General features: G+C 71.9%; 24 protein-coding genes and 1 pseudogene. 11 read left to right on the top strand and 14 right to left on the bottom strand.

What is annotated here, in order from left to right:
• Nucleotides 1-9 precede the first annotated feature (9 nt).
• From LL648_RS14055 to LL648_RS14030, 6 genes are all read right to left on the bottom strand, one after another.
• Nucleotides 10-309, bottom strand: coding sequence for a hypothetical protein (locus LL648_RS14055; protein WP_232662959.1), 300 nt, complete (start codon nt 307-309; stop codon nt 10-12).
• Between the two features lie 125 nt (nt 310-434).
• Nucleotides 435-794, bottom strand: a complete 360-nt coding sequence (locus LL648_RS14050) for a hypothetical protein (RefSeq protein ID WP_232662958.1) — start codon at nt 792-794, stop codon at nt 435-437.
• 98 nt (nt 795-892) lie between these two features.
• On the bottom strand, nt 893-1,177 hold the full coding sequence (locus LL648_RS14045; protein ID WP_232662957.1) for a hypothetical protein: 285 nt from the start codon (nt 1,175-1,177) through the stop codon (nt 893-895).
• Nucleotides 1,178-1,856: 679 nt separating this feature from the next.
• On the bottom strand, nt 1,857-2,549 hold the full coding sequence (locus LL648_RS14040) for an MBL fold metallo-hydrolase (RefSeq protein ID WP_232662956.1): 693 nt from the start codon (nt 2,547-2,549) through the stop codon (nt 1,857-1,859).
• Complete coding sequence (locus LL648_RS14035; RefSeq protein ID WP_232662955.1) at nt 2,546-3,193, bottom strand: DsbA family oxidoreductase; 648 nt, start codon at nt 3,191-3,193, stop codon at nt 2,546-2,548. Before LL648_RS14035 ends, LL648_RS14040 begins: the two co-directional genes overlap by 4 nt.
• On the bottom strand, nt 3,190-3,669 hold the full coding sequence (locus LL648_RS14030) for a pyridoxamine 5'-phosphate oxidase family protein (RefSeq protein WP_308190319.1): 480 nt from the start codon (nt 3,667-3,669) through the stop codon (nt 3,190-3,192). The genes LL648_RS14035 and LL648_RS14030 overlap by 4 nt, the downstream gene beginning before the upstream one ends.
• A gap of 65 nt (nt 3,670-3,734) precedes the next feature.
• Here LL648_RS14030 and LL648_RS14025 point away from each other — a divergent pair, with 65 nt between their 5' ends.
• Nucleotides 3,735-4,325: a TetR/AcrR family transcriptional regulator gene (locus LL648_RS14025; protein ID WP_232663101.1), complete on the top strand. Its 591-nt coding sequence runs from the start codon at nt 3,735-3,737 to the stop codon at nt 4,323-4,325.
• Nucleotides 4,326-4,398: 73 nt separating this feature from the next.
• Here the strand turns inward: LL648_RS14025 and LL648_RS14020 are convergent, their stop codons facing one another.
• Entirely contained in the window at nt 4,399-5,058 is a 660-nt protein-coding gene (locus LL648_RS14020; RefSeq protein ID WP_232662954.1) for a hemerythrin domain-containing protein, read from the bottom strand.
• Nucleotides 5,059-5,209: 151 nt separating this feature from the next.
• Between LL648_RS14020 and LL648_RS14015 the strand changes: the two genes are divergently transcribed.
• The gene (locus LL648_RS14015; protein WP_232662953.1) at nt 5,210-6,412 is read left to right on the top strand and encodes a serine hydrolase domain-containing protein; all 1,203 of its coding nucleotides are present in this window, start codon (nt 5,210-5,212) and stop codon (nt 6,410-6,412) included.
• Between the two features lie 57 nt (nt 6,413-6,469).
• Entirely contained in the window at nt 6,470-7,384 is a 915-nt protein-coding gene (locus tag LL648_RS14010; protein WP_232662952.1) for an NADP-dependent oxidoreductase, read from the top strand.
• A gap of 139 nt (nt 7,385-7,523) precedes the next feature.
• On the opposite strand, the gene LL648_RS14005 is transcribed toward LL648_RS14010, so the two are convergent.
• Together LL648_RS14005 and LL648_RS14000 are read right to left on the bottom strand one after the other, a co-directional pair.
• Nucleotides 7,524-8,147: a DUF3159 domain-containing protein gene (locus tag LL648_RS14005; RefSeq protein WP_232662951.1), complete on the bottom strand. Its 624-nt coding sequence runs from the start codon at nt 8,145-8,147 to the stop codon at nt 7,524-7,526.
• Nucleotides 8,144-9,277: an FAD-dependent oxidoreductase gene (locus LL648_RS14000; protein ID WP_232662950.1), complete on the bottom strand. Its 1,134-nt coding sequence runs from the start codon at nt 9,275-9,277 to the stop codon at nt 8,144-8,146. Before LL648_RS14000 ends, LL648_RS14005 begins: the two co-directional genes overlap by 4 nt.
• A 103-nt stretch (nt 9,278-9,380) precedes the next feature.
• Here LL648_RS14000 and LL648_RS13995 point away from each other — a divergent pair, with 103 nt between their 5' ends.
• On the top strand, nt 9,381-9,965 hold the full coding sequence (locus LL648_RS13995; protein ID WP_232662949.1) for a TetR/AcrR family transcriptional regulator: 585 nt from the start codon (nt 9,381-9,383) through the stop codon (nt 9,963-9,965).
• Between the two features lie 82 nt (nt 9,966-10,047).
• Here the strand turns inward: LL648_RS13995 and LL648_RS13990 are convergent, their stop codons facing one another.
• Complete coding sequence (locus tag LL648_RS13990) at nt 10,048-11,364, bottom strand: M1 family metallopeptidase (RefSeq protein ID WP_232662948.1); 1,317 nt, start codon at nt 11,362-11,364, stop codon at nt 10,048-10,050.
• Nucleotides 11,355-15,200 (bottom strand): Pls/PosA family non-ribosomal peptide synthetase, encoded by a 3,846-nt coding sequence (locus tag LL648_RS13985; RefSeq protein WP_232662947.1) that lies wholly within the window; start codon nt 15,198-15,200, stop codon nt 11,355-11,357. The genes LL648_RS13990 and LL648_RS13985 overlap by 10 nt, the downstream gene beginning before the upstream one ends.
• Nucleotides 15,201-15,637: 437 nt before the next feature.
• On the opposite strand from LL648_RS13985, the gene LL648_RS13980 reads away from it, so the two are divergent.
• Both LL648_RS13980 and LL648_RS13975 read left to right on the top strand, forming a co-directional pair.
• Entirely contained in the window at nt 15,638-16,663 is a 1,026-nt protein-coding gene (locus LL648_RS13980) for a PhoH family protein (protein WP_232662946.1), read from the top strand.
• A gap of 434 nt (nt 16,664-17,097) precedes the next feature.
• Nucleotides 17,098-18,666 (top strand): alpha/beta hydrolase, encoded by a 1,569-nt coding sequence (locus LL648_RS13975; RefSeq protein ID WP_232662945.1) that lies wholly within the window; start codon nt 17,098-17,100, stop codon nt 18,664-18,666.
• A gap of 151 nt (nt 18,667-18,817) precedes the next feature.
• Here LL648_RS13975 and LL648_RS13970 read toward each other — a convergent pair whose 3' ends face one another.
• Both LL648_RS13970 and LL648_RS13965 read right to left on the bottom strand, forming a co-directional pair.
• A complete protein-coding gene (locus tag LL648_RS13970) occupies nt 18,818-20,041 on the bottom strand; it encodes a D-arabinono-1,4-lactone oxidase (protein WP_232662944.1) in 1,224 nt (407 codons plus the stop codon).
• A gap of 19 nt (nt 20,042-20,060) precedes the next feature.
• Nucleotides 20,061-21,035, bottom strand: a complete 975-nt coding sequence (locus LL648_RS13965; protein ID WP_232662943.1) for a TolB family protein — start codon at nt 21,033-21,035, stop codon at nt 20,061-20,063.
• 111 nt (nt 21,036-21,146) lie between these two features.
• On the opposite strand from LL648_RS13965, the pseudogene ybeY reads away from it, so the two are divergent.
• The 5 genes and pseudogenes from ybeY to era form a co-directional block, all read left to right on the top strand.
• Nucleotides 21,147-21,699: pseudogene (ybeY, locus tag LL648_RS13960) on the top strand (rRNA maturation RNase YbeY); the annotation flags it as partial.
• Nucleotides 21,700-21,702: 3 nt separating this feature from the next.
• Nucleotides 21,703-23,022: a hemolysin family protein gene (locus LL648_RS13955; protein ID WP_232662941.1), complete on the top strand. Its 1,320-nt coding sequence runs from the start codon at nt 21,703-21,705 to the stop codon at nt 23,020-23,022.
• Entirely contained in the window at nt 23,006-23,353 is a 348-nt protein-coding gene (locus LL648_RS13950) for a cytidine deaminase (RefSeq protein WP_232662940.1), read from the top strand. Before LL648_RS13955 ends, LL648_RS13950 begins: the two co-directional genes overlap by 17 nt.
• Entirely contained in the window at nt 23,350-24,606 is a 1,257-nt protein-coding gene (lhgO, locus tag LL648_RS13945) for an L-2-hydroxyglutarate oxidase (RefSeq protein ID WP_232662939.1), read from the top strand. Before LL648_RS13950 ends, lhgO begins: the two co-directional genes overlap by 4 nt.
• A complete protein-coding gene (gene era, locus LL648_RS13940; protein ID WP_232662938.1) occupies nt 24,603-25,517 on the top strand; it encodes a GTPase Era in 915 nt (304 codons plus the stop codon). The genes lhgO and era overlap by 4 nt, the downstream gene beginning before the upstream one ends.
• 13 nt (nt 25,518-25,530) lie before the next feature.
• On the opposite strand, the gene LL648_RS13935 is transcribed toward era, so the two are convergent.
• Nucleotides 25,531-26,250 (bottom strand): DUF4190 domain-containing protein, encoded by a 720-nt coding sequence (locus tag LL648_RS13935; protein WP_232662937.1) that lies wholly within the window; start codon nt 26,248-26,250, stop codon nt 25,531-25,533.
• Between the last annotated feature and the right edge of the window lie 93 nt (nt 26,251-26,343).

The following is a 26,343-nucleotide window of genomic DNA, read 5'->3' as shown; positions in this document are numbered from 1 at the left end:
GGACCTGCGTCAGTCGAGCGAGATCTTCCCGTCGACGGCCACGGTGCGGGCGCGGTGGAGGGACTGGGTGCGCTCCTCGATGGACATCAGGAAGATGCTGACGGCGAGGTGTGGGCCCGTTTGTGGCTCTTCGCCAGTCGCGGCGCTGATGGGGCTTCGGAAGGTGAACTCGACGCCCGGGCGGGAGTCGAGAGAGAACGAGCAGTCGATCCAGTCCGCTTCACCGTCACGGACCAGGGAGACGGTATGCAGTTGGCCTTTGTCGGACTGCCTGAGGTATTCGAGCAGTGATCCCACTGCTTCGCTCATGAACTGGTGAGTGTATGTATCTCGGGAGTACATCGAACCTCTTGTTGGCGGACTGGACTGCGTCGACAACGACGTTTTGGTCGATGTGAGCGTTCACAAACAGCCATAACGTCGTTGTCGATGCGCTACCCGGGCTGGTGGGACTGAGGGGGCAAAGGGTCGTCGAGCGAGATCGTTCCGGCGGTGTCATAGCAACCGCGGTCGTTTAGGCGCTCCATGATGGAAGTTAGGAAGATGCTGACGGCGAGTTGCGTGCCTATCATCGGTTCGACGCCAGTGGCTGCGCTGATAGGGCGCCGGAACGTGTACACAACTTCGGGACGGTGTTCGACGGAGAATGAGCAGTCGACCCAATCGGCCTCGTCATCCCGGATGAACGAGCAGGTGTGCAGGCGGCCTTTGTCATGATTCTCGAAATGGTCGAGAAGGGTGCAAATCACATCGCTCATGAATTCGTAGGAGTAGGTGTTGCGTGAGTGCGCCACTGGAGGCACCTCCGGGCAGCAGATGCGTGTGAGTTAGTTGAGAAGGAGTGGAGGTCGCCCGCGACGTACCTGCCACACCTGGTATGCCTGTCCGGTAGTCAGTCGAGCGAGATCTTTCCGTCGACGGCCTGTGTCCGAGTGTGGATGCGTCGCATGATGGAGGAGAGAAAGATGCTGACGTCGAGATGGGTGCCCATCTCTGGCTCGACGGCGGCGTCCGTGATTCCTCGCCGGAAAGTGTATTCGACACCCGGGCGGGCTTCCAGTGAGAACGAGACCTCGATCCAGTCGGCATCGTCCTCCCGGATCAGGGAGCAGGTGTGCAGCTGCCCTTTGTCGAGATTCTCGAGGTAGTCGAGGAGCGCGCCGATTGCATCGCTCATGAACTCTTGAACGTACTTGTTCCGAGAGTACATCTTTGTCCCTGCCAGCATGCGAAGGGGCTGTTGAAGTAGGAAGTGATGATACCGACGATATCGGGGTCGGGAGACCGCGGGTCTCGTCCGGTGTCATAGACTGCATATGCTTCGTCTGACTCGCATCTAACGCGGTTCAGTGTGATTGGCTTGCAGGAGCCTGACAACGTTCTGATGAGTACCGGGTCCGGAACCATGGTCCCGTGGTCGTCGATGATGTGGTCCCTGCCGAATCCGTCGAACTCCAAGCCGCCTGCAGTCTTAATATTATGCTGCCCGATTCGAAGTGGTACTGCGTCTCCGCGAGCTGATCTGTAGACGCTCAAATCGTCCAGTCGATCGGGTTCGTGTTTCGGGAGCCAGGTTGATTTGGCTCGGTCGTCTCGGCTGCACTGGCGCCGATATTGCTCGGTAAGGCCATGCAGATCGCAGCTGTTGCTGCGACGATTAACCTGGCTGACTTCGTGTCTAACATTCGTGATCACCGCCTGCTTCGTCGACTTCCGGTCGGGCTCGTTCTGGAAGTCAACAATCGCAGGTTCGTGGTGGAGGGTAGCAGACTTTGGCGAGAATATTTGCAATAGTGAACGCAGAGTGTGTGACTCGTTGATTCGTCACAAAGGATCTAAAGTTTGATTGTGACATCTCACCAACCCCGCACGACCCACTCGCGCAGGTGTGGGCGTTCGGTGCCGATGGACGTATCGGCGCCGTGCCCGGGGTGCACGCGCGTGCCGCCGGGCAGCTCGAACAATCGCCGCACCGAGCGGATGATCGTCGGGAAGTCGGAGAGGCGCGTGCCGGTGAGGCCGGGGCCGCCGGGGAAGAGGGTGTCGCCGGTCAGTACATGCTCGCCGACGAGCAGGCTGATCCCGCCGGGGGAGTGGCCGGGCGTGTGCAGCACCTCCACGCGAAGCTGCCCCACTTCCAGCACCTCCCCGTCGGCGACGGGCGTGCTGCGCCCGTCCCAGAGCGGTCCGGCCGGCGGGAGCAGGCGGTCAGGGGTGGTCGCGAGCAGGTCGTCCGTCGCCGTGCCGGCGTCCCAGAAGCCTGTGCGTCGCACGACGTCGAGCTCGTCCGGCCAGACCGGGGCATCGCCGGGGTGTGCGAGCACCGGCACCTGCCAGCGCGCGGCCAGTTCCGGCGCGGCCAGCACGTGGTCGAAATGCGCGTGGGTGAGCACGATCGCCACCACGTCCAGGTCGGTGACGGCTGCCGCGATGGCGGGCGCGTCGTCGCCGGGGTCGACGACGAGCGCGCGCCGGTCGCCGTCGGCGTGCAGCACCCAGCAGTTGGTGTCGAGCACGCCGACCACGACCCGCCGCAGGACGGGCGTCATGCCCGCTTCAGCAGCTCGTCGTACACGGTCGCGTCGTCGGCGTCGATCACCGGGAACCCGGCGGCCCACGGCCCGTCCCAGTGCACCTCGATGCCGGGGTTCGTGGCGGTGGAGCCGTCCGCCAGCACGAACGTCGGGCTGCCCTTGATCATGTCGGTCTGCGCCACGGCGAAGTCGGCCATGACGTCGGCGCGGTGCCGGCCGCTGTCCAGCGCGGTCGCGAGCGCCTCGGTGTCGATGGCGGGCACTGCGCCGGCGACGTCGAGGATCACCTTCCGGTGGCTGATCGAGCGGGAGTGCGTCCAGAACGCCTGCCTCAACGCGAGGTCGAGCTCCTCGCCGGCCTCCAGACCCTGCGCGTTCGCCGCGTGCACGGCCTCCGCCGCCAGCAGGACGGTGTGCGGGTACTGGTCGTCGGGGCCGGCCCACACCCTGAACTGACCCTCGGGCTCGATCCGGCCCACGCCGACGGCCTCGGTGTCGGTGCCGCGACGAGGATGCGGGCCGTCGAAGAGCTCCAGCGGGAACGTGTGGTGCTCCAGCTGGACGTCGAGCCCGAGCCGGGCCCGCGCCCTGCGCAGCCGCAGCAGTCCGACGTAGGCGAACGGGCAGAGCAGGTCGGACCACACCTGGATCGTCGTCATGCCGTCTCCTCGTGCTCGGTCCCGGGAGGGTTGCTGGTGAACGATGTGGGCCGCAGCAGCACGGCCGTTCGCCGGTCGGCCGCCATCGCGCGGTCGTACTCGTCGAGGTCGGAGTGGTGGCCGCCGGCGGCGTGGTAGATGTCGCGCAGCAGCGCCCGCAGGTCGGGGAGGCCCGGGAGCTCGTCGTCGGGGCCGGCCAGTTCGGCGGCGCCGCGCACGGCGACCCATTCCCAGCCGGCCCGGAAGACGAGCGTGGCCGACGGGTCGGCGCGGAGGTTGGTGAGCTTCGCCGTGGCGCCGCGCGCGACGAACGCGACGGTCGGTTCCGCGGAGACGGGGTGGGGCAGCACGCCGGCGTTGACGACGCTGGTGGCCGGGCGGCCGTCGGCGCGCTGCGTCACCAGTACCGCGAGCCAGCGCTCCGGCTCCCCGTAGCGGCGGACCAGTTCGAGGCCCTCTGTGGTGGTCAGGTTCACTCCAGCGACAATACGGACTGCAGTCCGTTTCTGTCGAGGTCGGTTAGAGTCGAGGCGTGACCGAGCTGCCGCTGCTGTCCGGCGGCGCCCCGAAGGAGCGCGCCGACGCGACGCGCAACCGGCTGAAGGTGCTCGCCGCTGCGGAGCAGCTCTTCGACGCGCGCGGGGTCGCGACGGTCAGCATGGACGACGTCGCGGCTGCCGCCGGCGTCGGGAAGGGGACCCTCTACCGCCGGTTCGGCGACAAGTCGGGCCTCGCGGCTGCGCTGCTCGACGAGCGCGAGTCGCAGCTGCAGGCCGCGATGCTGACGGGTCCGCCGCCGCTCGGCCCCGGCGCGCCCGCGGGGGAGCGGCTGACCGCCTTCGTCGGCGCGTACCTGGCGTTCGTCGACGCGCACCTCGACGTCGTTGCGATGTCGCAGACGGCGAGCTCCGGCGCGCGGCTGCGCACCGGTTCGCACCGGCTGTGGCGCCAGCACATCGCCATCCTGCTGGCCGAGGCCGGCACCCCCGACCCGGACGTCCGGGCGGGCGCGCTGCTGGCCGCTCTCACCGCCGAGCAGGTGCGGCACTGGCGCCACGACGAGGACCGCTCGCTCGCCGACCTCACCGAGGCGCTCGTCCGGATGGCCCGCGCCGCGACCGGCCCCCCGTAACCCGAACTTCCCCACCGTTTTGCCTACCTGCACGGGCATTTCGGCGTGCAGGTTGGCAAAACGGTGGGGAACTTCAGCTCCCGTGGATCCGGGTGATCTCCGAGCGGTAGATCCGCTCGCCGATGAGCCGGTACAGGATCCGGGGCGGCGGCGGGAGCATCTTGAGGAAGCGGGTCCGTTCCTCGACGTCGGCGTCGGCGAGGATCGCGCCGAGGATCAGGAAGGCCTTCTTGCCCGCCTTGGGCAGCGAGTCCTTGCCGCGCTCGCCGAGCGTCGCCCACTCCTCGTGGGTGATGTGCTGCGCGACGAGCGGCAGGATCCAGAGCTCCTCCTCGACGAGGTGCTCGTCGAGCACTCGGGAGGCGTGCTCGACGACGTCGGCCAGCTTGTTGCGGTCGCCGACGGCCGCGGAGCGTCGCCAGCCGGGCAGCAGCTCGTCGACGGTGTGCAGCAGCTCGCTCATCCGGTCGTGCTGCTCCTCCATCCGGGCCACCAGGTCGGCGCGCACCGCGACGCGCTCCCGCAGCGCCGGCCACAGCAGCTCGTCCTCGCCGGTGTGGTGGTGGTGCAGCGCTCCCGCGACGTCGGCGAGCCAGCCGCCGACGACGTCGGCGCGCGCGGTGTCGCCGTCGGGCACCGCGCGGATCGTCGCGGGCAGGCGGGCGAACTCCCGGCGGAAGAACCGGTGGACGACAACCATGTCCCAGGTGTCGACGGCGGCGGCGTTCGGCATGAGCAGAGGATGACCCGCACACGTTTCATCCGCCTTTCACTGAAATATCGCGGCGTCAGGCCCTCGACCTGCGGCGATGGGAGAGCGACACTCAGTCGGACGCCACGATCGGGGGCCGGCGCCGCCGAGGGTTCCCACTCGTGGAGGTTCGATGTCGATCCGACTGCGCGTTGTTGCAGCCACCTTGACCACCGGGCTGGCGCTGGCGGCCTGCGCCGCGGCGCCCGTCGACCCGCGCCCGTCCGCGTCGGCCGTGCCCGGCTACGCGACGAAGTTGCGGCCGGAGCTGGAAGAGCTCGTCCGCGACCTGCTCGTCACCGGCGCCGTCGTAAGGGTGCGGTCGGCCGACCTGGGCGACTGGACGGGCGCGTTCGGCACGCGGACCTTCCGCGGCACGGATCCGGTGCAGCCGGGCGATCACGTGCGCATCGGCAGCGTCACCAAGACCTGGACGGGCACGGTGGTCCTGCAGCTGGTCGACGAAGGCAGGCTGCGCCTCGCCGACCCGGTCGCGACGTACCGGCCGGACGTCCCGAACGGCGCGGCGATCACCGTCGAGCAGCTGCTCACCATGCGCAGCGGGCTCGGCAACTACACGGCGTCGCCCGAGCTGAACCGGATCCTGGACACCGCGCCGGAGACGGTGTTCCCGCCCGAGGAGCTGATCAGGATCGGGCTTGCCGAACCCGTCCGGTTCCCGCCCGGCCAGGGCTACTTCTACTCCAACACCAACACGGCGCTGCTCGGGCGCATCATCGAGCAGATCACCGGCAACCCGCTGGCCACCGAGTTCGAGCGGCGCATCTTCGCCCCGCTCCGCCTGGGCGGCTCGGCGTTCCCGGCGACGTCGAACGCGCTGCCGAGCCCGCACCCGAACGGCTACACGTACGGCACGAACGTCGAGACGATCGACACCAACGTGCTTTCACCGGAGAAGCAGGCCGCGGCGGCGGCCGGCACGCTCGCGCCGATCGACGTGACGTTCTCCAACCCCTCGTGGGCCTGGAGCGCCGGCGCCGGCATCTCGACCTCCGACGACCTCGCGAACTACGCGGAGGCGCTGGTCGGCGGCGGCCTGCTCGGCCCGGCGATGCAGCACACCCGGCTGGCGAGCATCCAGCCGGTCGATCCCGCCGACCCGCAGAGCGTCGGCTACGGGCTGGCGCTGGCCAAGTTCGGGCCGATGTACGGGCACACGGGCGAGCTCCCCGGCTTCAACACCTTCGTGGGGCACGACCCGACCCGGAAGATCACCGTTGTGGTCTGGGCGTCGCTGGCGCCTGCGCCGGACGGCCGCGCGCCGGCGGTCGAGATGGCGCGGATGGTCATCGGTGAGCTGTACGGGCGGGGGTAGCGTCCACGGCGTCGAGCGCATCGTCGGCTCCCCTGGCCGATCTGAAAGGTACCGATCATGCAAGCGATCACCGCGCAGGACCGTGAGGCAGGTGTCGACGGGCTCACCCTGACCGACATGCCGTACCCCCACGCCGCGGAGAACGACGTCGTCGTGCGAGTGCACGCGGCGGGTTTCACCCCCGGAGAGCTGGACTGGCCGGGCACGTGGACCGACCGATCCGGGCGCGATCGGACGCCCACCATCCCCGGGCACGAGCTGTCGGGGGTTGTGGCCGAGCTCGGCTACGGCACCACCGGCCTGACGGTGGGCCAGCGCGTGTTCGGGCTGGCCGACTGGACGCGCAACGGGTCGCTGGCCGAGTACACCGCGGTGGAGGCCCGCAACCTCGCCCCGCTCGCGGCCGACATCGACCACACCGTCGCCGCCGCCTTGCCCATCTCCGGACTGACCGCGTGGCAGGGGCTGTTCGACCACGCCGACCTGACCATCGGCCAGACCGTCGTCGTGCACGGCGCCGCCGGCGGCGTCGGCTCGATCGCCGTGCAGCTCGCGCGCGACGTGGGCGCCCACGTGATCGGCACCGGCCGGGCCGCCGACCGCGAGGTCGCGCTCGGCCTCGGCGCGCACACCTTCCTCGACCTGGACGCCGACGACCTGCAGGACGTCGGCCAGGTGGACGTGGTGTTCGACGTCATCGGCGGCAGCATCCTGGAGCGGTCGACCGCGCTGGTGCGCGCGGGCGGCACCCTCGTCACCATCGCCGCACCGCCGACCGTGCAGCCGGCGGACGGGCGGGCGATCTTCTTCGTCGTCGAGCCGGACCGCGCCCGGCTGGCCGACCTCGCCGAGCGCGTGCGGACCGGGCGGCTCAAGCCTGTTGTCGGCGATGTGCGACCGCTCGCCGAGACCGCCGCCGCCTTCGCCCGCGGCCGCCGCACGCCGGGGAAGACGATCATCCAGGTCGGGTAGCGCCGGGGCCCGCCCCGGCCCCGGGGAAGGGCAGGAAAGCCACTTTCCTGCCCTCACAGGGCCTGAAAGTGGCTTTCCTGCCCTCGCGTGCGCAACGCACGCGTCGCGATCGAGCCGCCACGGCCCGGGTCCGCACCGGTCACGCCTCGACGCCGGCCGGCCGGTCGCGCAGGATCCGCCAGCACAGGTAGACGCAGAGCCCGGCGGCGGGTGCGCCGCCGAGCAGGATGGACGCGATGCCGAGCGGCGTCACCCGGCCCGCCACGTAGAGCGGCACCAGCACCGCCGTCGCGATGGTGCACTTCGCCAGGAAGACGGCCGTGCACAGCTGGTACCGGCGCAGCCGTTCGCGGTCGCGTCGCCACCCGAAACGGTCGCCGGGGCGCGCCCCCACCACCAGCCCGACCAGCGGCCACCGCACGATGATGGACACCAGCACCACCGCCCCCGTGCCCACCTGGATGAGCACGGAGGGCAGGTAGAAGTCGACGGCCTGCCCGGTGCTGCCGGCCAGCAGGGCCGAGCCTGCGACCGTCACCAGCCCGAACGCGGCCTGCCAGAACTTCCGGTCGGTGAACGCCCGCAGCGCCGCGAGCACCACCACTGCCCCGACGGCGATCAGCGCGGCCGTCGGCACGTGCCCGGTCAGGAGATAGGCGACCAGGAAGACCACCCGCGACGCGACGCTCTCCGCGACGCTGCGCCAGCCGCCCACCGCGGCGAACAGGGAGAGCGATCTCCTGGTCAGCAGGTCGCTGTTCATGCGGTGCGCTCGACGGTCCGGGGGACCGCGGGGAAGCTCTCGCGGCGCATCGTGTCCTCGTACGCCCCGATGGCGGTCGCCAGGTCCTGCTCGCCGCGGGCGGCGCGGACCAGCGCGTCGCGGAGGCGGTGCGCGTCGCGCATCGCCAGGTTCCCGCCGAAGCCGGGGGCCAGGTGCACGGCGTCGCCGATGACCGTGACCGGGCCGGGCGGCCACGGCGGGACGGCCGGGATCACACCGATCCGTAGTGGGACGGTGGTGTCCGGCCAGGCCTCGTCGACGACGAGCCGCAGCGCCGGGTGCTGGGCGGCGACCAGCACGCGGGCTCGACTCCACACCGCTTCTGGCGCCCCGGTCGAGCCCAGCTGCTCGCGCGTGACCGGCAGCGCCCACATCACGTAGTCCTCTGCGGCGTCGACGGCTGCCGAGCGCAGGCCGGGCAGCCACCGGTCGCGTGCGGCGACCGGCGGCTCGCCGAACCGCAGCACGCCCAGCGCGACGAAGGTGTCGCCGGCCCGGACGGCGGTGGCGTTGTGGCCGATCAGCTCCGGCAGCCCGGTGTCGGCGACCGCCCGCAGCGGGGTCGCGCCCATCACCATGCGCCGGCCGGAGTCGATCACGCGAGCGTCCGGGAGGAGCTGTCGGCGCACCGCGGACCCGATCCCGTCGGCGCCGACCAGCACGTCGCCGGTCTCGGTGCTGCCGTCGGCGAACCGCGCCAGCACGTGGCCGTCGGCGGCGACCTCGTACTCCGTGAACGCCGAGCCGAACTGCACGGCTCCCTCCAGCCCGGCGAGCAGCACGGCCCGCAGCAGCGGACGGTGCACCTGCCGGCCCGGCCGGACGGGACCGGCGTCGCTCAGCGGCTCGGCCCCGACGATCACGAGCTCGCCGTCCCGCTCGTCGACGGAGAGGGTCCGCAGCCGCGGGCCACCTGCCGTGGCCTCCGCCATCGCGGCCTGCGCCGGCGGCAGGCACGCCCGCAACGCCGTCCACCCGCGGTCGTCGACGTGCAGGCTCACCCCCTGCGGTCGCCCCCGCTCGCCGTCGCGCTCGTGCACGACGACGTCGATCCCCGCCCCGCGCAGCCCCTGGGCCAGCGTCAACCCGCCCGGACCTGCACCGATCACGATCACCCGCATCTTCCCGCCTTTTCTCCACCAGTTGGTGTAGAAAACACTACCCAAAACTTCAACGCATGGTGGGGAAAGGTCCGCCTAGACTGCCCCCGTCATGGCAGAACACGGCCGTCCGGGGCGCTGGCGATCAGGCGCGGAGAGCAGGCAGCGGATCCTGGACGCTGCCCGCGTGCTGTTCCGCGAGCACGGCTACGGGGGCGCGAGCGTCCGTGCGGTCGCCGCCGCGGCCGGGGTCGACCCGTCGATGGTCTACTACTTCTTCGAGACCAAGAAGGGCCTGTTCGCCGCTGCCATCGAGGTGCCGCCCGACCTCCCGCCGGCCATCGACTCGATCTTCGAAGGCGGTCTCGACGGCATCGGCAACCGCATCGTCCGGACGCTCCTGGAGAACCTCGACAAGTCCGACCGTGCCCCGCTCGTCACGCTCACCCGCTCGGCCCCGACCGATGAGCACGCCCAGGCGCTGCTGCGCGAGTTCATCGACCGGGAGATCACCGGCCGGCTCGTGGCGGTGCTCGACACGCCCGACGCGCCGATCCGCGTCGGGATGGTCAACGTGCAGATCCTCGGCCTCGCCGTCGCCCGCTACATCGCGCGGCTCGAACCCCTCACATCCGCGTCGACCGACGAGCTCGTCGACCGCTTCGGGCCGCTGGTGCAGCACTGCCTCACGGGCTAGCGGCGAGTGCCCTCGTGTGCGACGTGGGCGTCCCGTGTTCATCGCCCGTGCAGGGTCGGCCACTGCCGGGCCGGGCTGGGCCCTACAGCGCGGGTAGCGCCGGCCGGTGCAGCCACGCGGTGAAGAACGCCGAGAGGTCGGCGCCGGCGTGCTGCTCCGCGAGTGCGACGAACTGCGCGGTGGTCACCGTCGCGTGCCGGTGCTGCTGCGCCCACTCGCGCAGCAGCGCGAAGAAGCGTTCGTCGCCGATCCGCCCGCGCAGCGCGTGCAGGACGAGCGCGCCGCGCTTGTAGACCCGCTCGTCGAACATCCGGGCCGGGCCCGGGTCGGCGAGCACGAGGTCGGCGGGCTTCGCCGCGACGCGGGTTCGCCACTCGCGGGCGTGCGCTGCGGCGGCGCGGCCGCCGGAGGTCTCCGACCACAGCCACTCCGCGTACGTCGCGAAGCCCTCGTTGAGCCAGATGTGGCGCCAGTCGGCGATCGTGAGGCTGTTGCCGAACCACTGGTGCGCCAGCTCGTGCACGACGAGCCGCTCGTGCGTCCGGCGGCCGTCCAGGTGGTTCGCGCCGAAGATCGACATGCCCTGGGCCTCAATCGGGTCGTCCAGGGCGTCGTCGGTGACGACGAGCTGGTAGTTGCCGAACGGGTACGGGCCGAAGAAGCCCTCGAGCGCCGTCATGATCGCGGGGTGCCGGCCGAGGTCGCGGGCGGCGTTCTTGCGCAGCCTGGCCGGGAGGAGCGCCACCTGCGGCACCGGCCCCTCGGCGAGGACAACCTCGTCGTAGCGTCCGATCTGCACGCTGACCAGGTACGACGCCGTGGGCTCCGGCCGCTCGTACACCCAGGTCCGGGTGCCTGCGGAGCGTCGCCGTCCGGTGAGCACGCCGGTGGCGGCAACCGTGTACGGCGCCGCGGTGGTCACGGAGATGCGGTAGGTCGCCTTGTCGGAGGGGTGGTCGTTGCAGGGGAACCACGACGGCGCCCCGATCGGCTGGCTCGCGACGAGCGCGCCGTCGGTGAGCTCGTCCCAGCCGACGTCGCCCCAGCGGCTGCGCACGGGCGTGGGGCTGCCGACGTAGCGCACCTCGACGGTGAACCGGCCCGACACCGGGCGGGCCGGGGTCACGTGCAGCTTGCCGCCCCGGTGGCCGTACTTGACCGATCGGCCGTCGACGAGCACCCGCGACACCCGGAACGCCGAGAGGTCGAGGCTGAACCGGCTCAGCGGCTGCTCCGCGACGGCGGTGAGCACCGCGCGTCCGGTCAGCCGGTTGGCGACCAGCTTGTAGTCGATGTCGAGCTCGTAGTGCTCGACCCGGTACCCACCGTTGCCGTGCGTGGGCAGGTAGGGGTCGGCCGACCGGGCGGAGCCGGCCGTCGGCTTGCCCCTCAGCCCCACGTCGTGATCGGGTTGCCCAGCCAGCGGGTTGCCGCCGGGACGGTGTCCCCGCGGGTCACCAGCGAGCCCGGGCCGACGGTCGTGGCCGCGCCGATGCCGGCGCCGGGGAGGATGATCCCGTTCGGCCCGAGCGTCGCGCCCTCGTCGATGCGCACCTCGTCCATGCTCATGATCCGATCATGGAAGAGGTGGGTCTGCACGACGCAGCCCCGGTTGACCGTCGCGCCGTCGCCGAGGTGGACGAGGTCGGACTCGGGGAGCCAGTAGGTCTCCAGCCACACACCGCGTCCGATGCTCGCGCCCATCGTCTCCAGCCACCAGCCGAGCACCGGCGTGCCGCTCGACGGGCCGATGAGCCACGGCACGGCCAGCACCTCGACGAACGTGTCGGCCAGCTCGTTGCGCCAGACGAACGAGCTCCACAGCGGGTGCTCGACCGCGCGGAAGCGCCCGACGAGCAGCCACTTCATCGCCGTCGTCACGCCCGCAGCGGTGATGCCGGCCGCGAGCAGCATCGGGCCGGCGAGCAGCGCCGCGGCAACGATCCCGGCGGCGGCGTGGATCGCGATCAGCTGCCCGACGACGAGCACGCCCAGCGCGCCGGAGCACATCACCGGCACCACCCGGCACAGCTCGATCAGCCCGCGGGCGACCTTCAGCCGGCGGCGGGGGTGGAACGTGCGGCTCGTGTCGCCCTGCTCGACCGCCCTGCGCAGCGGCATGGGCGGCAGGCCCAGCCACGACGAGCCCTTCTTGGCCTTGCGCGGGGTCGAGGACAGCACGCCGACGAGCCCCCGGTTGGGCACCGAGCGGCCCGGCGCGGTCATCCCGGAGTTGCCGAGGAACGCCTGCTTGCCGACGCGCGAGGGCGCGACGTGCAGCCAGCCGCCGGCGAGCTCGTAGGTGCCGACCATGGTGTCGTCGGCGAGGAAGGCGCCGTCCGCGACGGTGGTCATCTTCGGCAGCGCGATCACCGTTGACGCCTCGACGTCACGGCCGACCTTCGCGCCGAGCAGCCGCAGCCACGCCGCCGTGAACTGGCTGGAGTACAGCGGGAACAGGCCCGTGCGGGCCATCCCCATCAGCCGCTCCGTCGTCCAGACCTGCCAGCCCGCGCGGCTGTGCACGGGGTGGAAGCCCTCGACCATGCCGATGCCGAGCAGCCGCACCCCGACGACCACGAGCGCCGCGTACGCCAGCAGGTAGGCCAGCGTTGCGGGGGCGACCAGCAGCAGTGCGCCGACGGTGGCGTCCGCGGGTGAGGCCGTGCCGACGACACCGGTCGCGATGATCGCGAGCGCCGGCAGCGCCGCGACGGTGGGCAGCAGCCCGAGCAGCACCGACGTCACGCCGTACGCGGCCGTCCATAGCCGCGAGCGCGTCGGTCGGCTCGACGGCCAGTGCACGCCGCTCTTGCCGGTCCGCCGAGCGGGGGAGCCGGACCAGCGCTGACCGGCGGGAACGGCACCGCGCACCGTCGAGCCGGCGACGACCTCCGCGCCCTTGCCGATCCGCGCGCCGGGCAGCAGCGTGCTGCGCGACCCGACGGTCGCGCCCGCGCCGATCCGGATCTTGCCGATGTGCACGACATCGCCGTCGACCCAGTAGCCGCCGAGGTCCACCTCGGGTTCGACGGCCGCGCCGCGCCCGAGCTTGAGCATGCCCGTCACCGGCGGGGCCGAGTGCAGGTCGACGTCCTTGCCGATCTTCGCGCCGAGGGCGCGGGCGTAGCGGGTGGTCCAGGACGCCCCGGAGACGCCGGTCGCGCCGGACAGCTCGGCGAGCCGGGTGGCCGCCCACAGCCGCACGTGCACCGAGCCGCCGCGCGGGTGGGTGCCGGGGCGCACACCGCGCAGCAGCAGCCGGGCGCCACCCGCGGCGATCCCGATCCGGCCGGCGGGGCTGAAGAGCACGAGCCAGGCGAGTGCCAGCGACCACCACGGAACGGTCGGCGCCCACGGCACGACGAGCGCGGCGACCGTCGAGATCGCCGCGGCGACGCTCGCCCAGCGCAGCCCGACCAGCGCGAGCATCGGCGCCATCAGCAGCGCCTGCGCGACCGCCGCGCGGCGCGGGGTCGGCGCGATGTCGCGCCGCTCCGTCGTGCGGGTGTTCAGCGCGTCCAGCCGCGCCGCGAGCGAACCGAGCTTCGGGTGCAGGTAGAGGTCGTTGACCGACACCTGCGGGTGCCTGGTGCGGATCCGCGCCACCAGCTGCGCCGCCGTGAGGCTGCCGCCGCCGTTGGTGAAGAAGTCGGCCTTCGGGTCGGTCACCGTCACGCCGAGGATTTCGGCCCAACCCTCGGCCAGCCAGCCCTCCGTCGGGGTCAGCAGGCCGGCGGCGACCGGGTCGAGCCCGCTCGCCGAGGGGAGCGGCCACGGCAGCGCGTCGCGGTCGACCTTGCCCGAGGTGCGCGTCGGCAGGTCGTCGACCATCGCGAGCAGCGGGACGAGTGCGGCGGGCAGCTGCTCGCGCAACGCGACCGCCGCGGCGTCGGTGTCGAGCTCGCCCTCGGACACGACGTACCCGACCAGCACCTGGTTCCCGGCGCGCGTGCGGCGCACGGCGGCGGCGGCGCCACGCACACCGGGCAGCGACAGCAGCGCCGCGTCGACCTCACCGAGCTCGATGCGCCGCCCACCCAGCTTGACCTGCTCGTCCGCGCGGCCGAGGAACAGCAGCCCGGCCTCCTCGGCACGGACGACGTCACCGCTGCGGTACGCGCGCTCCCAGCCGAGCGACTCCAGCGCGGCGAACTTCGCAGCGTCCTTCTCGGTGTCGAGGTAGCGGGCCAGCCCGACTCCGCCGATCACCAGCTCGCCGCTCTCGCCCATCGCCACCGGCTCACCGGCGGCGTCGACGACGGCGAGCGCCCAGCCGTCGAGGGGCAGCCCGATCCGGACGGGGCCCTCACCGGTGAGCTGTGCGGCGCAGGCGACGACGGTGGCCTCGGTGGGGCCGTAGGTGTTCCAGACCTCGCGGCCCTCGACGGCGACCCGCTCGGCCAGCTCCGGCGGGCACGCCTCGCCGCCGAAGATCAGCAGCCGGACGTCCTCCAGCGCGTCCTGCGGCCACAGCGCGGCGAGCGTCGGGACGGTGGAGACGATCGTGATCCGCTGCGCCTCCAGCCACGGGCCGAGGTCGACCCCGGTGCGCACCAGCGCCCGCGGCGCCGGCACGAGGCACGCGCCGTGGCGCCAGGCCAGCCACATCTCCTCGCAGGAGGCGTCGAACGCCACCGACAACCCGGCCAGCACGCGGTCGCCCGGGCCGATCGGCTCGTCGGTGAGGAACAGGTTCGCCTCCGCGTCGACGAACGCCGCCGCGGAGCCGTGGCTGACCGCAACACCCTTCGGGGTGCCGGTCGAGCCGGAGGTGAAGATGATCCAGGCGTCGTCGTCGGGGCCGGGGGTGCCGGGGGTGCCGATCGGCGCGCTGTGCTTGGTGAAGGCGCCGTTGTCGCCGAGCACCGCGGAGACGGCGGCCTCGCCGAACACCAGCTCGGCGCGCTCCTCGGGGTCGTCGGCGTCGACGGGCACGTACGCCGCGCCCGCGGAGAGCACGGCGAGGATCGCGACGTACAGCTCGGCGGTGCCGGAGGAGATCCGGACGCCGACGCGGTCGCCGACCCCGATCCCGGCGTCGTCGAGGCGGCGGCGGACGACGTCGATCTCCTCGGCCAGCCTGCGGTAGCCGAGCACGGTGCCGCCGGCGTCGATCGCGGCCTCGTTCGGGTGCTTCGCGGCGGTCTCGGCGAGCACGTCGAGCAGCGTGCGGCGGGCCGGGGCGGGCGCTGCGGGGAAGAGTGCGGGGGCGCGGGTGAGTGCGAGTGTCACCTGGCACCGGCCGGAGCAGAACGACAGCAGCGTGCAGCGCGCGGGCGCATGTCTCACCTTCCGGGTGAACCGTTGCTGTGTCGTCAGCCGGGTCGAGGATGGGTGCGGGACGTCCGGCACCACCCGGGGCACAGCGATCTCGTCAGCCAGGTTAACGGTAGGTGTTCGCGCGGTCTCGGAGACGTGCCGGACTTCACCCGGGGAAAGGGAACGGTCGGGGTGTGCCTGGAAAGCCACCTTGCCGGCACCACGCGCCGGGAAAGTGGCTTTCCAGGCGCAGCGTGCGGGGGGCGTGCGCCACTCCGGACCGCTGGTGGAAAGCGCGGGCGTTCTGTCGGGGCCGAGCGGTAGCATTGGCGACGTCCCAAGCGCAGATGTAGGAAGCAGGCGGCTGATCCTTGACCGGTACCGAACCCGGCCCCACCGTCCAGTCCCGCATGGCTGTTCCCGATGCCGCTCTGCTCGCGCTGCTCGGATCTCGTGACGAGAGCCTGCGCGTCGCCGAGGACATGCTGGAAGCCGACGTCCACGTCCGCGGCAACGAGCTGACGCTCTCGGGCACCCCGGCCGATGTCGCGTTCGCCGAGCGGGTCTTCACCGAGCTGATCACGCTCGCCGAGCGGGGCCAGCAGGTCTCCGTCGACGCCGTGCGGCGCACCGTCGAGATGCTCGCCGACGGCTCGGCCGACGAGCGCGCGCGGATCGGGGAGTCGCCCGCCGAGGTGCTGAGCCTCGACATCCTGTCGCGGCGCGGCAAGACGATCCGGCCGAAGACGCTCAACCAGAAGCGCTACGTCGACGCGATCGACTCGCACACCATCGTGTTCGGGCTCGGCCCCGCCGGCACGGGCAAGACGTACCTGGCCATGGCCAAGGCCGTGCAGGCGCTGCAGGCGAAGATGGTCAACCGGATCATCCTCACCCGTCCCGCCGTCGAGGCCGGCGAGCGGCTCGGGTACCTGCCGGGCACCCTGTTCGAGAAGATCGACCCGTACCTGCGCCCGCTGTACGACGCCCTGCACGACATGCTCGACCCCGAGTCGATCCCGAAGCTGATGGCCGCCGGCACGATCGAGGTCGCGCCGCTCGCGTACATGCGCGGGCGCACCCTCAACGACGCGTTCATCATCCTCGACGAGGCGCAGAACACCACGCCGGAACAGATGAAGATGTTCCTCACCCGGCTCGGGTTCGGCTCCAAGATCGTGGTCACGGGCGACACCACCCAGGTCGACCTCCCGGGCGGCACGAAGTCGGGCCTCAACGTCGTGCGCGACATCCTCGGCGACGTCGACGACGTCCACTTCTCGCAGCTGAGCAGCAAGGACGTCGTGCGGCACCGCCTGGTGGCCGACATCGTCGACGCCTACGCGCGCTGGGACGCCGCCACCGAGCGGCCGAACCTGCGCTCGGCGGCGCCGCGCACCGGCCCGCCGCAGGACCGGCGCTCGCGCCGGAGGTGATGATCCCGTCCGTGGTGGCCGCTAGTGCCCCGTCACGAAAGGTTCACCACGGAACTCGGGCGCCCAGTCGCCCGCTGGCGGCGTTGCCGCCCTTGCAAAGACGCCCGGTCTGAGCTGCGGGCGGCGCCTTGCCCGCAGACGACTGGATCACCCGATTCCTGCGCCAACCTTCCGTGACGGGGCACCTAGGCCGTGTTTAGAAAGTCCTGATCGCGCTCTTCGCGCCCAGATCGCCGCTGGCGGCGTTGCCGCCACGACCGGGTACGCCAGGTACGACGGATCGCGGCGGCGCCTTGCCAGCGACGATCTGGATCACGAAGAGCATCGACCCTGACTTCCTAAACACGGCCTACGTCACCCGGATGGGTGGGCAATACACGGAGTGTTTCGTGTTCGGGTTGTCCGTAGCGCGCCGGAGCCACCAGGATCGTGGTGTGCCGCTCACTCTCCGTACCTTCCTGGCAACCGCGTTCGCGGGTGTTGTCACCGTCTCGCTACTGGTGGCGCCGGCCGGGGCCCAAGGAACGGCCCAGGGTGGGGGGATCGAGCGTTTTCTCACGCAGCAGCTGGCGTGGGGGCCGTGCGCGGCCTTCGCCCGCAGCGACGACGACCGGGCGACGTTCGGCAACCCGGCCTTCGACTGCACCTACCTCGAGGTGCCGCTCGACTACGCCCATCCCGAGGGCCGCACGGCGAAGCTCGCGATGCTCCGGCAGAAGGCGCAGGACCCCGCCGCGCGGATCGGGTCGCTCTTCACCGACCCCGGCGGGCCCGGCGGGTCCGGGGTCGGCTTCCTGCCGAACCTGGCGAGCGGGCTGGCCGGCAGCGAGGTCGCGCGCCGGTTCGACCTGATCGGGTTCGACCCGCGCGGCGTCGGCGCGAGCGAGCCGGTGATCGACTGCTCGAACCCCGTCGAGATCGACGCCGAGCGGGTCGACCTCGACATCGACACCTCACCTGCCGGGGTCGCGCAGACCGAGGCCGAGTTCCAGGACTTCGCCAAGCGCTGCGCCGAGCGCGTCGGCCTCGACGTGCTCGCCAACGTCGGCACCCGCGACGTCGCCCGCGACCTGCAGATCGCCTACAAGGTCGTCGGCGACCAGAAGCTGACCTACGTCGGCTTCTCCTACGGCACGCAGATCGGCGCGGAGTTCGCCGAGCAGTTCCCCGGCGACGTGCGCGCGCTCGTGCTCGACGGCGCCATCGACCCGTCGCTCGGGGTGGTGGAGTCGCGTCTCACCCAGGCGCGCGGGTTCCAGCGGGCGTTCGAGAACTTCGCCACCGCCTGCGCGAAGCGGCCCGACTGCCCGCTCGGCACCTCCGTGCCGGCGGCGTCCGCGAAGTTCCAGGAGCTGATCAAGCCGCTGATCACGAAGCCGGTGCCGGCGGGTGCAACCGGCCGGACGCTCGGCTACCCCGATGCGCTGCTCGGCACGCTCACCGCGCTGTACTCCGAGACGCTGTGGACGTTCATGCAGGAAGGGCTGGCCCAGGTCGCACGGGGTGACGGGACGAACCTGCTGCGGCTGGCCGACGCCTACTACGACCGCAACGCCGACGGCAGCTACGGCAACCTGCTCGAGGCGTTCCAGGTGATCGGCTGCGCCGACACGGCGGGCCTGACCGACCGCGCGCAGGCGCTGGACATCAGCCGGCAGTGGAACGAGCTCGCGCCGTTCCGCGACCCCGGGCTCGGACCGTCGAACGTGCTGGAGCAGTGCTCGTTCTGGCCGGTACCGCCGACCAGCACCGCGGGCCCCGTCGAGGCCCCCGGCCTGCCGACGGTGCTCGTGGTCTCCTCGACCGGCGACCCCGCCACCCCGTACGAGGACGGCGTCTCGCTCGCGAAGCAGCTGAAGGCCCGCCTGCTCAGCGTCGAGAACGACAGCCACACCGTCGCGCTGCAGGGCTCGAACGCCTGCACCGACGCTGTGGCCACGCGCTACCTCGTCGACCTCACCCCGCCCGCGCAAGACACCACCTGCCCCCGCCAGCCCACGTAACTTCCCCACCGTTTTGTGCACCTGCGCGCCCGCAGAGCGCGCATCCACCCAAAACGGTGGGGAGATCCGGGGTCCGACCCGCAACTTCCCCACCGTTTTGCCAACTTGCAGACCTGCGAGGCCGTGCAGGTTGGCAAAACGGTGGGGAACTTCAGCGCGGTAGGTACGTGTCGAGCAGGGCGTTGCGGAACTTGCCCTCGGGGTCGTGCTGGCGGATCAGCGCTGCGGCGTCGGGGAGGTGCGGCCACAGCTCTCCGACGCGCTCCGGCGACGTCGAGAACACCTTGCCCCAGTGCGGGCGCGCGTCGAGCGGGGCGAGCGCCTCCTCCACAGCTGCGACGGCCCGCCGGGCAGGCCCTTCCTCGGGGTACCACGTGAAGTGCAGCGCGATCGTGTCGCGGCCCTGCGCGGGGGAGAGCCACAGGTCGTCGGCGGCGATCGAGCGCACCTCGGCCACCATCAGCGCCGGCGCGAGCCGCTCCCGCACCCCCTCGAGCGCCCGCAGGGCGTCCACCAGCGCGGCGCGCGGCACGAAGTACTCCGACTGCAGCTCGTCGCCGCTGCTCGGGGTGAACTCCAGCCGGAAGTGCGGCAGCACCTCGTACCAGCGGCCCGGCTGCCCCAGCTGCGGTGTGCACTGGGCCGGGTCGCCGCCGACCGGGTGGCGCTGCGCGTCCGCCCTCGTCATGCCGAGCCACCGCGCGGGCGGCTCGGGGTCGGTGTCGCGCTGCTTCACCCACACCTGCTCGAAGCCCTCGCCGCGCCAGTGCGTGTACAGGCTGACGCTGTAGGCGGCCGAGAGCACCTCCTCGACGTCCTCGAACCCGCGCAGCCCCTCGTACACCCACTGGCGCATCCCGAACGCCGGCTGCAGGTCGAGCGTCATGGCCGTGACGATCCCGAGCGCGCCGAGCGAGATCACCGCGCCGGGGAAGGCGGGATCGCCCCTGCGCAGCGTGCGCACCTCGGCGTCGGCGCCGACCAGCTGGACGGCGGAGACGCCCGCGGCCAGCACCTGGTTGGCGACGCCGGAGCCGTGTGTGCCGGTCGCGGCGGCGCCCGCCACCACGATGTGCGGCAACGAGCCCATGTTGAGCAGCGCGTAACCCGCGGCGTCGAGCTCGGCGACCAGCTCGCCGTAGCGCAGCCCGGCGGTGACGGTGACCTCGCCGTCGCCGATCTCGACCCGGCGCGGCAGCGCCGCGAGGGACACCTGCACGCCGTCCGTGTCGGCGATCCGGTTGAAGGAGTGGCCGGAGCCGAGCGCACGCACCCGCTCCGACCGGGCGATGATCTCCTGCACCTCCGCCACCGAGGTGGGACGGTGCAGGGCGGTCGCGCCGAACGTGATGTTGCCGGCCCAGTTCGTCGTCACCAGCGCGAACCTACCGGCCTCACCATCCGGCGAACGTCGCGTCGTCGAGCCGGACGGTGTCCCCGGCCAGCACCGCGCGCTTCCCGGTCGTGGGATCGGGCACGGTGGTGACGAGCTGGTGGCCGGCGCCGTCGCCGACGACCTGCTGGACGGGCTGCGCCGGCGTGCGCCGGTCCGTGACGGACCCGGTCCGCAGGTCGACCGTGACGATCTCGGAGCCGGCGACGCCGTAGGCAGCCTGTTCCGCGCAGCACGAGACCACGGCCTGCACCGTTGATCCGTCCACCAGGATCGGCGAGAACATCCCGTGCTCGCCGGGACCGAACTGGAGCGGTCCGTTCAACGGGCCCGGGACAGCGGTGTCGACCACGCCGATGCCTTGCCGCGCCCCGGAGCCCATCGTGAAGGCGACCCGGCTGCCGCCGGGCTCCCACGACAGCGGGCCGTTGACGAACTCGTTGCTCGCCGCCGGGCCCCAGGTCCGTTCGGTGCCGGTGGTGAGGTCGCGGACGGTCAGCCACGGCCCGGCGGCGTAGGCGAGGTAGCGCCCGGAGCTGTCGACGGCGGGGGAGTTGCCCTGCCCGATCTGCTCCGGCTCCCCGCCCGCGGCGCCGACCCGGTACAGGGTGCTGATCGCCGGTTCGGGGCCGGCGCTGAAGTAGATCGTCTGCCGGTCGGGGGTCCTGGCCACCCCGTCGATGGAGCGCGGCGGCGCGGCGTTCGGGTCGCTGCGCTCCGGCGACCCGAGGTCGACGAGCGTGCGCAGCACGGTGCCGCTCGCGGCGTCGACCTCGACCAGGTCGGTGTCGCCGTCGGTGCTGGCGAGGAACGTGCTGGGCGGCGGCGGAGCCGCGGCCGCCGCGGCCGCCGGCAGTGTTGTCGTCGGCGGTGTGGTCGCCGGGGCGGTGGTTGCGGCTGGTGATGCGGCGCAACCTGCTGCCAGTAGCAGTGCGCAGGCCGTGATGATCCGAGTGATGATCCGATCGACGCGCATGATGTCTCCCCCGAGAACGTGGCGTACCTGAGAAGACGTCCGACCCGGCCCTCAGGTTGGGGTGACCGCCTGGCGAACTCGGGCAACGGGCCACGTTCTACCCTGATGGACGTGTCCATCGAGGTCTGCAACGAGTCCGGCGTGAGCGTCGACGAGCCGCTCATCGCGTCCGTTGCGCGCTTCGCGCTCGACGCCATGCGCGTGAGTCCCGCCGCCGAGCTGTCCATCCTCGCCGTCGGTCTCGACGCGATGTCCGAGCTGCACGAGCGCTGGATGGAGGAGCCGGGGCCGACCGACGTGATGTCGTTCCCGATGGACGACCTCGCGGAGGAGTCGCGCCGCCCCGACGCCCCCGAGCTGGGCCCAGCCCTGCTCGGCGACATCGTGCTCTGTCCCGAGTTCGCGAAGGCGCAGGCCCGCACCGCGGGGCACTCGCTCGACGACGAGCTGCACCTGCTCACGGTGCACGGCGTGCTGCACCTGCTCGGCTACGACCACGCCGAGCCGGAGGAGGAGCGCGAGATGTTCGGGCTGCAGAGCAAGCTGCTCGGCGAGTGGCGCTCGGCGCGCGAGAAGGCCGCCGCGCTGGAGGCGCAGCGCCGCAGCGATTCCGCCGTGCTCGGCACCGTCGGCCTCGAGGACAGCTGACGGGGCGGGACACCACCTCATGAACGTCTCGCTGATCGTCATCGCGATCGTGCTGATCCCGCTCGCGGGACTCTTCGCGGCCGCCGACGCGGCGTTGAACTCGGTGTCGCGGGCGCGGGTCGACGCGCTCGTGCGGGCGGGTCGGACCGGGTCGCGCGCGCTCGCGGCCGTCGTCGCCGACCGGCCACGCCACGTCAACCTGCTGTTGCTGCTGCGGCTGGCGTCGGAGACGGCGGCGACGGTGCTGCTCACGGTCGCGCTGGTCGGCTCGTTCCGGACGGTCTGGAGCGGCGCACTGGCCGCGGGCGCGATCATGCTCGTCGTCTCGTACGTCCTGATCGGCGTCGGGCCGCGCACGCTCGGCCGCCAGCACCCGTACCGGGTGGGCATGCTGGTCGCCGCGCCGGTGCGGGCGCTCGCCACGCTGCTCGGCCCGCTGACCAAGCTGCTGATCCTCGTCGGCAACGCGATCACCCCGGGGCAGGGCTTCCGGCAGGGCCCGTTCTCGTCGGAGGTGGAGCTGCGCGAGCTCGTCGACATGGCCAGCACCAGCGGCGTCGTCGACGAGGACGAGCGGCAGATGATCCACTCGGTCTTCGAGCTGGGCGACACGCTCGTGCGCGAGGTGATGGTGCCGCGGCCCGACGTCGTCTGGACCGAGCGCGACACCCCGGTCGAGAAGGTGCTGCGGCTGGCGCTGAAGAGCGGCTACTCGCGGCTGCCGGTGCTCGGCGAGAGCATCGACGACATCGTCGGCGTCGCCTACCTCAAGGACCTCGTGCGCGCGCAGGCCGAGCAGCCCGACGCGGCGCTCACCGAGGTCATGCGGCCCGCCGCGTTCGTGCCCGACAGCAAGCGCGTCGACGAGCTGCTCAAGGAGATGCAGGCCGCCCGCAACCACATGGCGATCGTCGTCGACGAGTACGGCGGCACCGCGGGGGTCGTCACGATCGAGGACATCCTCGAGGAGATCGTCGGCGAGATCACCGACGAGTACGACTCCGAGGAGGTGCCCGACGTGCAGGAGCTGGAGGACGGCGCGATGCGCCTCTCCGCCCGGCTGCCCGTCGAGGACCTGCTGGAGCTCTTCCCCGGCGCCGACGGCGACGACAGCGAGCTGGTCGTGGTGCTCGACGGCGCCGACGTCGACACCGTCGGCGGCCTGCTGGCGCAGCAGCTCGGCCGGGTACCGCTGCCCGGCGCCGTGGCCGAGGTGGCGGGGCTGCGACTGCTGGCGGAAGGTGGGAAGGACGCGCGAGGGCGGATCCGCATCACGTCGGTGCTGGTCGAGCCCGTGGAGAAACCCGAGAACGAGGAGCACGATGCCCGTCCCGCCTGATCTCGACCCCGAAGACGGCAAGATCGTGACGCTCGCCCGGTCGTCGCGGGCCCGGACGGGCGCCGCGGAAGGCGCGGCCGTGCGCGACACCGACGGGCGCACCTACGCCGCAGCCACCGTCGCGCTGCCGTCGTTGCAGCTCACCGCGCTGCAGGCGGCGGTCGCAGCCGCGGTGTCGAGCGGCGCGCCGGGGTTGGAGGCAGCCGCGGTGGTCACCGCCGAGGGCGCCGTCGACGCCGCATCGCTTGCCGCGGTCCGCGACCTCGCACCGGCGGCGCACGTCCTGCGCGCCGACCCGTCGGGCGCCGTCCAGGAGCTGGTGGCGCCGTGACCGGCCTCCCGGTGACACCCCGGTTCGACGTCGTCGTGGTCGGCGGCGGCATCGTCGGGCTGGCCACCGCGCACGCCGTGGCCCGCACCGGCCGCTCGGTCGCCGTCGTCGAGCGGGAGAGCGCGCTGGCCAAGCACCAGACCGGCAACAACTCCAACGTGATCCACTCCGGCCTGTACTACGCCCCTGGCGGGCTGAAGGCGCGCCTCGCCGTCGCGGGCTGCGCGGAGACCGTCGCGTTCTGCCGCGAGCACGATCTCCCGCACAAGGTCTGCGGCAAGCTCGTCGTCGCGACCCACCCGACCGAGCTGCCGCGGATGGCCGAGCTGGCCCGCCGCGGCAAGGCCAACGGCGTCGAGGCGCACGAGCTCGACCCCGCCGGCATGCGCGAGCACGAGCCGCACGTGCGGGGCATCGCCGCGCTGCACGTCCCGTCGACGGGTATCTGCGACTTCCGGCTCGTCGCGGAGAAGCTCGGCGAGCTCGTCGCCAAGGAGGGCGGCGAGATCCACCTCGGCCGCACGGTCCACTCGATCGCGCGCCGGGCGTCCGACGTCGTGGTGCGCACCGACTCGGGCGACCTGATCGGCACACAGGTCGTGGCCTGCGCGGGGCTGCGCTGCGACGAGCTCGCAAAGGCCTCCGGCGCCGACCCCGGCATCCGGATCATCCCGTTCCGCGGCGAGTACTCCGGGTTCGGCAACCGCGCCGCCGACCTAGTCAAGGGGCTCATCTACCCGGTGCCCGACCCCGCCTTCCCGTTCCTGGGCGTGCACGCCACCCGCGGCATCGACGGGCACGTGCACGCCGGCCCGAACGCCGTGCTCGCGATGGCCCGGGAGGGCTACTCGTGGGGCACCGTGAAGCCGAAGGAGCTGCTCGGCACGCTGACGTACCCGGGGATGCTCCGGGTGGCGCGCACGCACTGGCGCTACGGCATCGGGGAGGTGCACCGCTCGCTGTCGAAGGCCGCGATGGTGCGGGAGATCCAGCGCATGCTGCCCGATGTGCGTGCCGAGGACCTGCACCCGGCGGGTGCCGGCGTGCGCGCGCAGGCCGTGCGCGCCGACGGCACGCTGGTCGACGACTTCCTGTTCGTCGACCAGGCCAACATCAACGGGGGCAGCGGAGCCGGTTCCGTCCTGCACGTCCTGAACGCCCCGAGCCCCGCCGCGACCGCGGCGCTGCCGATCGGAAGAGAGATACTCATGCGCCTCACCGGTGACTCGCTGCCCCCACTGGGAGCAGCGTGAGCTTCCGCGACGTCCCCGACGACTTCCGCTCCGGCTTCGCCTGCTTCGTCGGGCGGCCCAACGCCGGGAAGTCGACGCTCACCAACGCGCTGATCGGCCAGAAGGTGGCGATCACCTCCAGCCGGCCGCAGACCACGCGGCACGCGATCAGGGGCATCCTGCACCGGCCCGACGCGCAGCTCGTCGTGATCGACACGCCGGGCCTGCACAAGCCGCGGACGCTGCTGGGCAGCCGGCTCAACGACGTCGTGCGCGAGACCTGGGCCGAGGTCGACGTCATCGGGTTCTGCGTGCCCGCCGACGTCCCGGTGGGGCGGGGCGACGAGTTCATCGTCAACGAGCTGCGCTCCGTCGCGGGCCGCACCCCGGTGCTCGGGATCGTCACCAAGACCGACATCGCACGCCCGGAGCAGGTCGCGGAGCGGCTCACGGAGCTGACGAAGCTCATGGAGTTCGCCGAGATCGTGCCGTGCTCCGCCGTCGACGGGTTCCAGGTGGGGCTGCTCGCCGACCTGCTCGTCGCGCGACTCCCGGAAGGCCCACCGCTCTACCCCGACGGCGACCTCACCGACGAGCCGGAGGAAACCCTCGTCGCCGAACTGATCAGGGAGGCGGCGCTCGAAGGGGTGCGCGACGAGCTGCCGCACTCGATCGCCGTGGTGATCGAGGAGATGGTGCCGCGCGAGGACAAGCCGGAGCTGCTCGACGTCCGCGCGATCGTCTACGTCGAGCGCTCCAGCCAGAAGGGCATCGTGATCGGCAAGGGCGGCGAGCGGCTGCGCCAGGTCGGCACCGATTCCCGGCAGCAGATCGAGAAGCTGCTCGGCACCCGCGTCTACCTCGACCTGCACGTCAAGATCGCGAAGGACTGGCAGCGCGACCCGCGGCAGCTGCGCAAGCTCGGGTTCTAGAGCAGGCCGTTGCTCAGCGGCTCGGGATCTGGCTGGAGACGCCGATGACCGCGATGACGGCGAAGATGATGACGATGACGATGATGGCGAGCTGCACCGCGCTGATGATGATCCCGGCGAGCGCCAGCCCGTCGCCGCTCTCGCCGGACTGCTTGATCTGCCCGCGCGCGATGAAGCCGAAGATCAGGCCGAGCGGGAAGAACACGAACGCGAAGATGAGCGCCAGGATCGCCATGGTGTTCGTCGGCGGCGCGGCGGCCGGGTAGCCACCGCCGTACGCGGGGTCGTAGCCGCCGCCGGGATAGGGCTGCGGCTGCCCGTACTGGTCGTAACCCGGCTGCGGGGTCGGGTACGGCTGCTGCTGCCCGTACTGCTGCTGGGCCGGGTCGTACGACGGCTGGCCGTACCCGGGCTGGGCCTGCTGGGCCGGCTGAGCCGGATAGCCCTGGCCGTACTGCTGCTGCTGGCCGTACCCGGACGGCTGGCCGCCGTAGGGCTGCTGCTGCCCGTACTGCTGCGTCGGGTCGGGCTGCTGGGCCTGCTGGCCGTACCCCTGCTGCTGGGTCTGCGCCGTCGGGTCGTACGCCGGCGTCGGCGACTGGGCGCCCGCGTTGCCCGTGTCGGACGACTTGCCCAGCGAGACGGGCTTGTCCGTGGAGGAGCCGGCGACGTCGTCGGGCCGGAAGACCGCGGTCGGATCGTCGTCCGGTGGGTTGGGCCGGTCCTGCGACATGCGCTTGCTCCCTCTTGTCCGTCGGTCGTGCCGATCGTAGGGCGGATGCGGCGCGGGGTGGTGATGGCCTGCCCTTTCGAGTCGTAGGCTCCT

The sequence above is a fragment of the Pseudonocardia sp. TRM90224 genome, from assembly GCF_021245725.1.
Classification (GTDB): Bacteria; Actinomycetota; Actinomycetes; order Mycobacteriales; family Pseudonocardiaceae; genus Pseudonocardia.
This window is presented reverse-complemented; position numbering and strand designations above follow the sequence as displayed.

Excerpts from the sequence above, each read along its gene's own strand:
- LL648_RS14055 (WP_232662959.1), bottom strand. The coding sequence starts at position 309 with ATGAGCGAAGCAGTGGGATCACTGCTCGAATACCTCAGGCAGTCCGAC.
- LL648_RS14045 (WP_232662957.1), bottom strand. The coding sequence starts at position 1,177 with ATGAGCGATGCAATCGGCGCGCTCCTCGACTACCTCGAGAATCTCGAC.
- LL648_RS14040 (WP_232662956.1), bottom strand. The coding sequence starts at position 2,549 with ATGACGCCCGTCCTGCGGCGGGTCGTGGTCGGCGTGCTCGACACCAAC.
- LL648_RS14035 (WP_232662955.1), bottom strand. The coding sequence starts at position 3,193 with ATGACGACGATCCAGGTGTGGTCCGACCTGCTCTGCCCGTTCGCCTAC.
- LL648_RS14020 (WP_232662954.1), bottom strand. The coding sequence starts at position 5,058 with ATGCCGAACGCCGCCGCCGTCGACACCTGGGACATGGTTGTCGTCCAC.
- LL648_RS14015 (WP_232662953.1), top strand. The coding sequence starts at position 5,210 with ATGTCGATCCGACTGCGCGTTGTTGCAGCCACCTTGACCACCGGGCTG.
- LL648_RS14010 (WP_232662952.1), top strand. The coding sequence starts at position 6,470 with ATGCAAGCGATCACCGCGCAGGACCGTGAGGCAGGTGTCGACGGGCTC.
- LL648_RS14005 (WP_232662951.1), bottom strand. The coding sequence starts at position 8,147 with ATGAACAGCGACCTGCTGACCAGGAGATCGCTCTCCCTGTTCGCCGCG.
- LL648_RS13995 (WP_232662949.1), top strand. The coding sequence starts at position 9,381 with ATGGCAGAACACGGCCGTCCGGGGCGCTGGCGATCAGGCGCGGAGAGC.
- LL648_RS13980 (WP_232662946.1), top strand. The coding sequence starts at position 15,638 with ATGGCTGTTCCCGATGCCGCTCTGCTCGCGCTGCTCGGATCTCGTGAC.
- LL648_RS13965 (WP_232662943.1), bottom strand. The coding sequence starts at position 21,035 with ATGCGCGTCGATCGGATCATCACTCGGATCATCACGGCCTGCGCACTG.
- LL648_RS13955 (WP_232662941.1), top strand. The coding sequence starts at position 21,703 with ATGAACGTCTCGCTGATCGTCATCGCGATCGTGCTGATCCCGCTCGCG.
- LL648_RS13950 (WP_232662940.1), top strand. The coding sequence starts at position 23,006 with ATGCCCGTCCCGCCTGATCTCGACCCCGAAGACGGCAAGATCGTGACG.
- LL648_RS13935 (WP_232662937.1), bottom strand. The coding sequence starts at position 26,250 with ATGTCGCAGGACCGGCCCAACCCACCGGACGACGATCCGACCGCGGTC.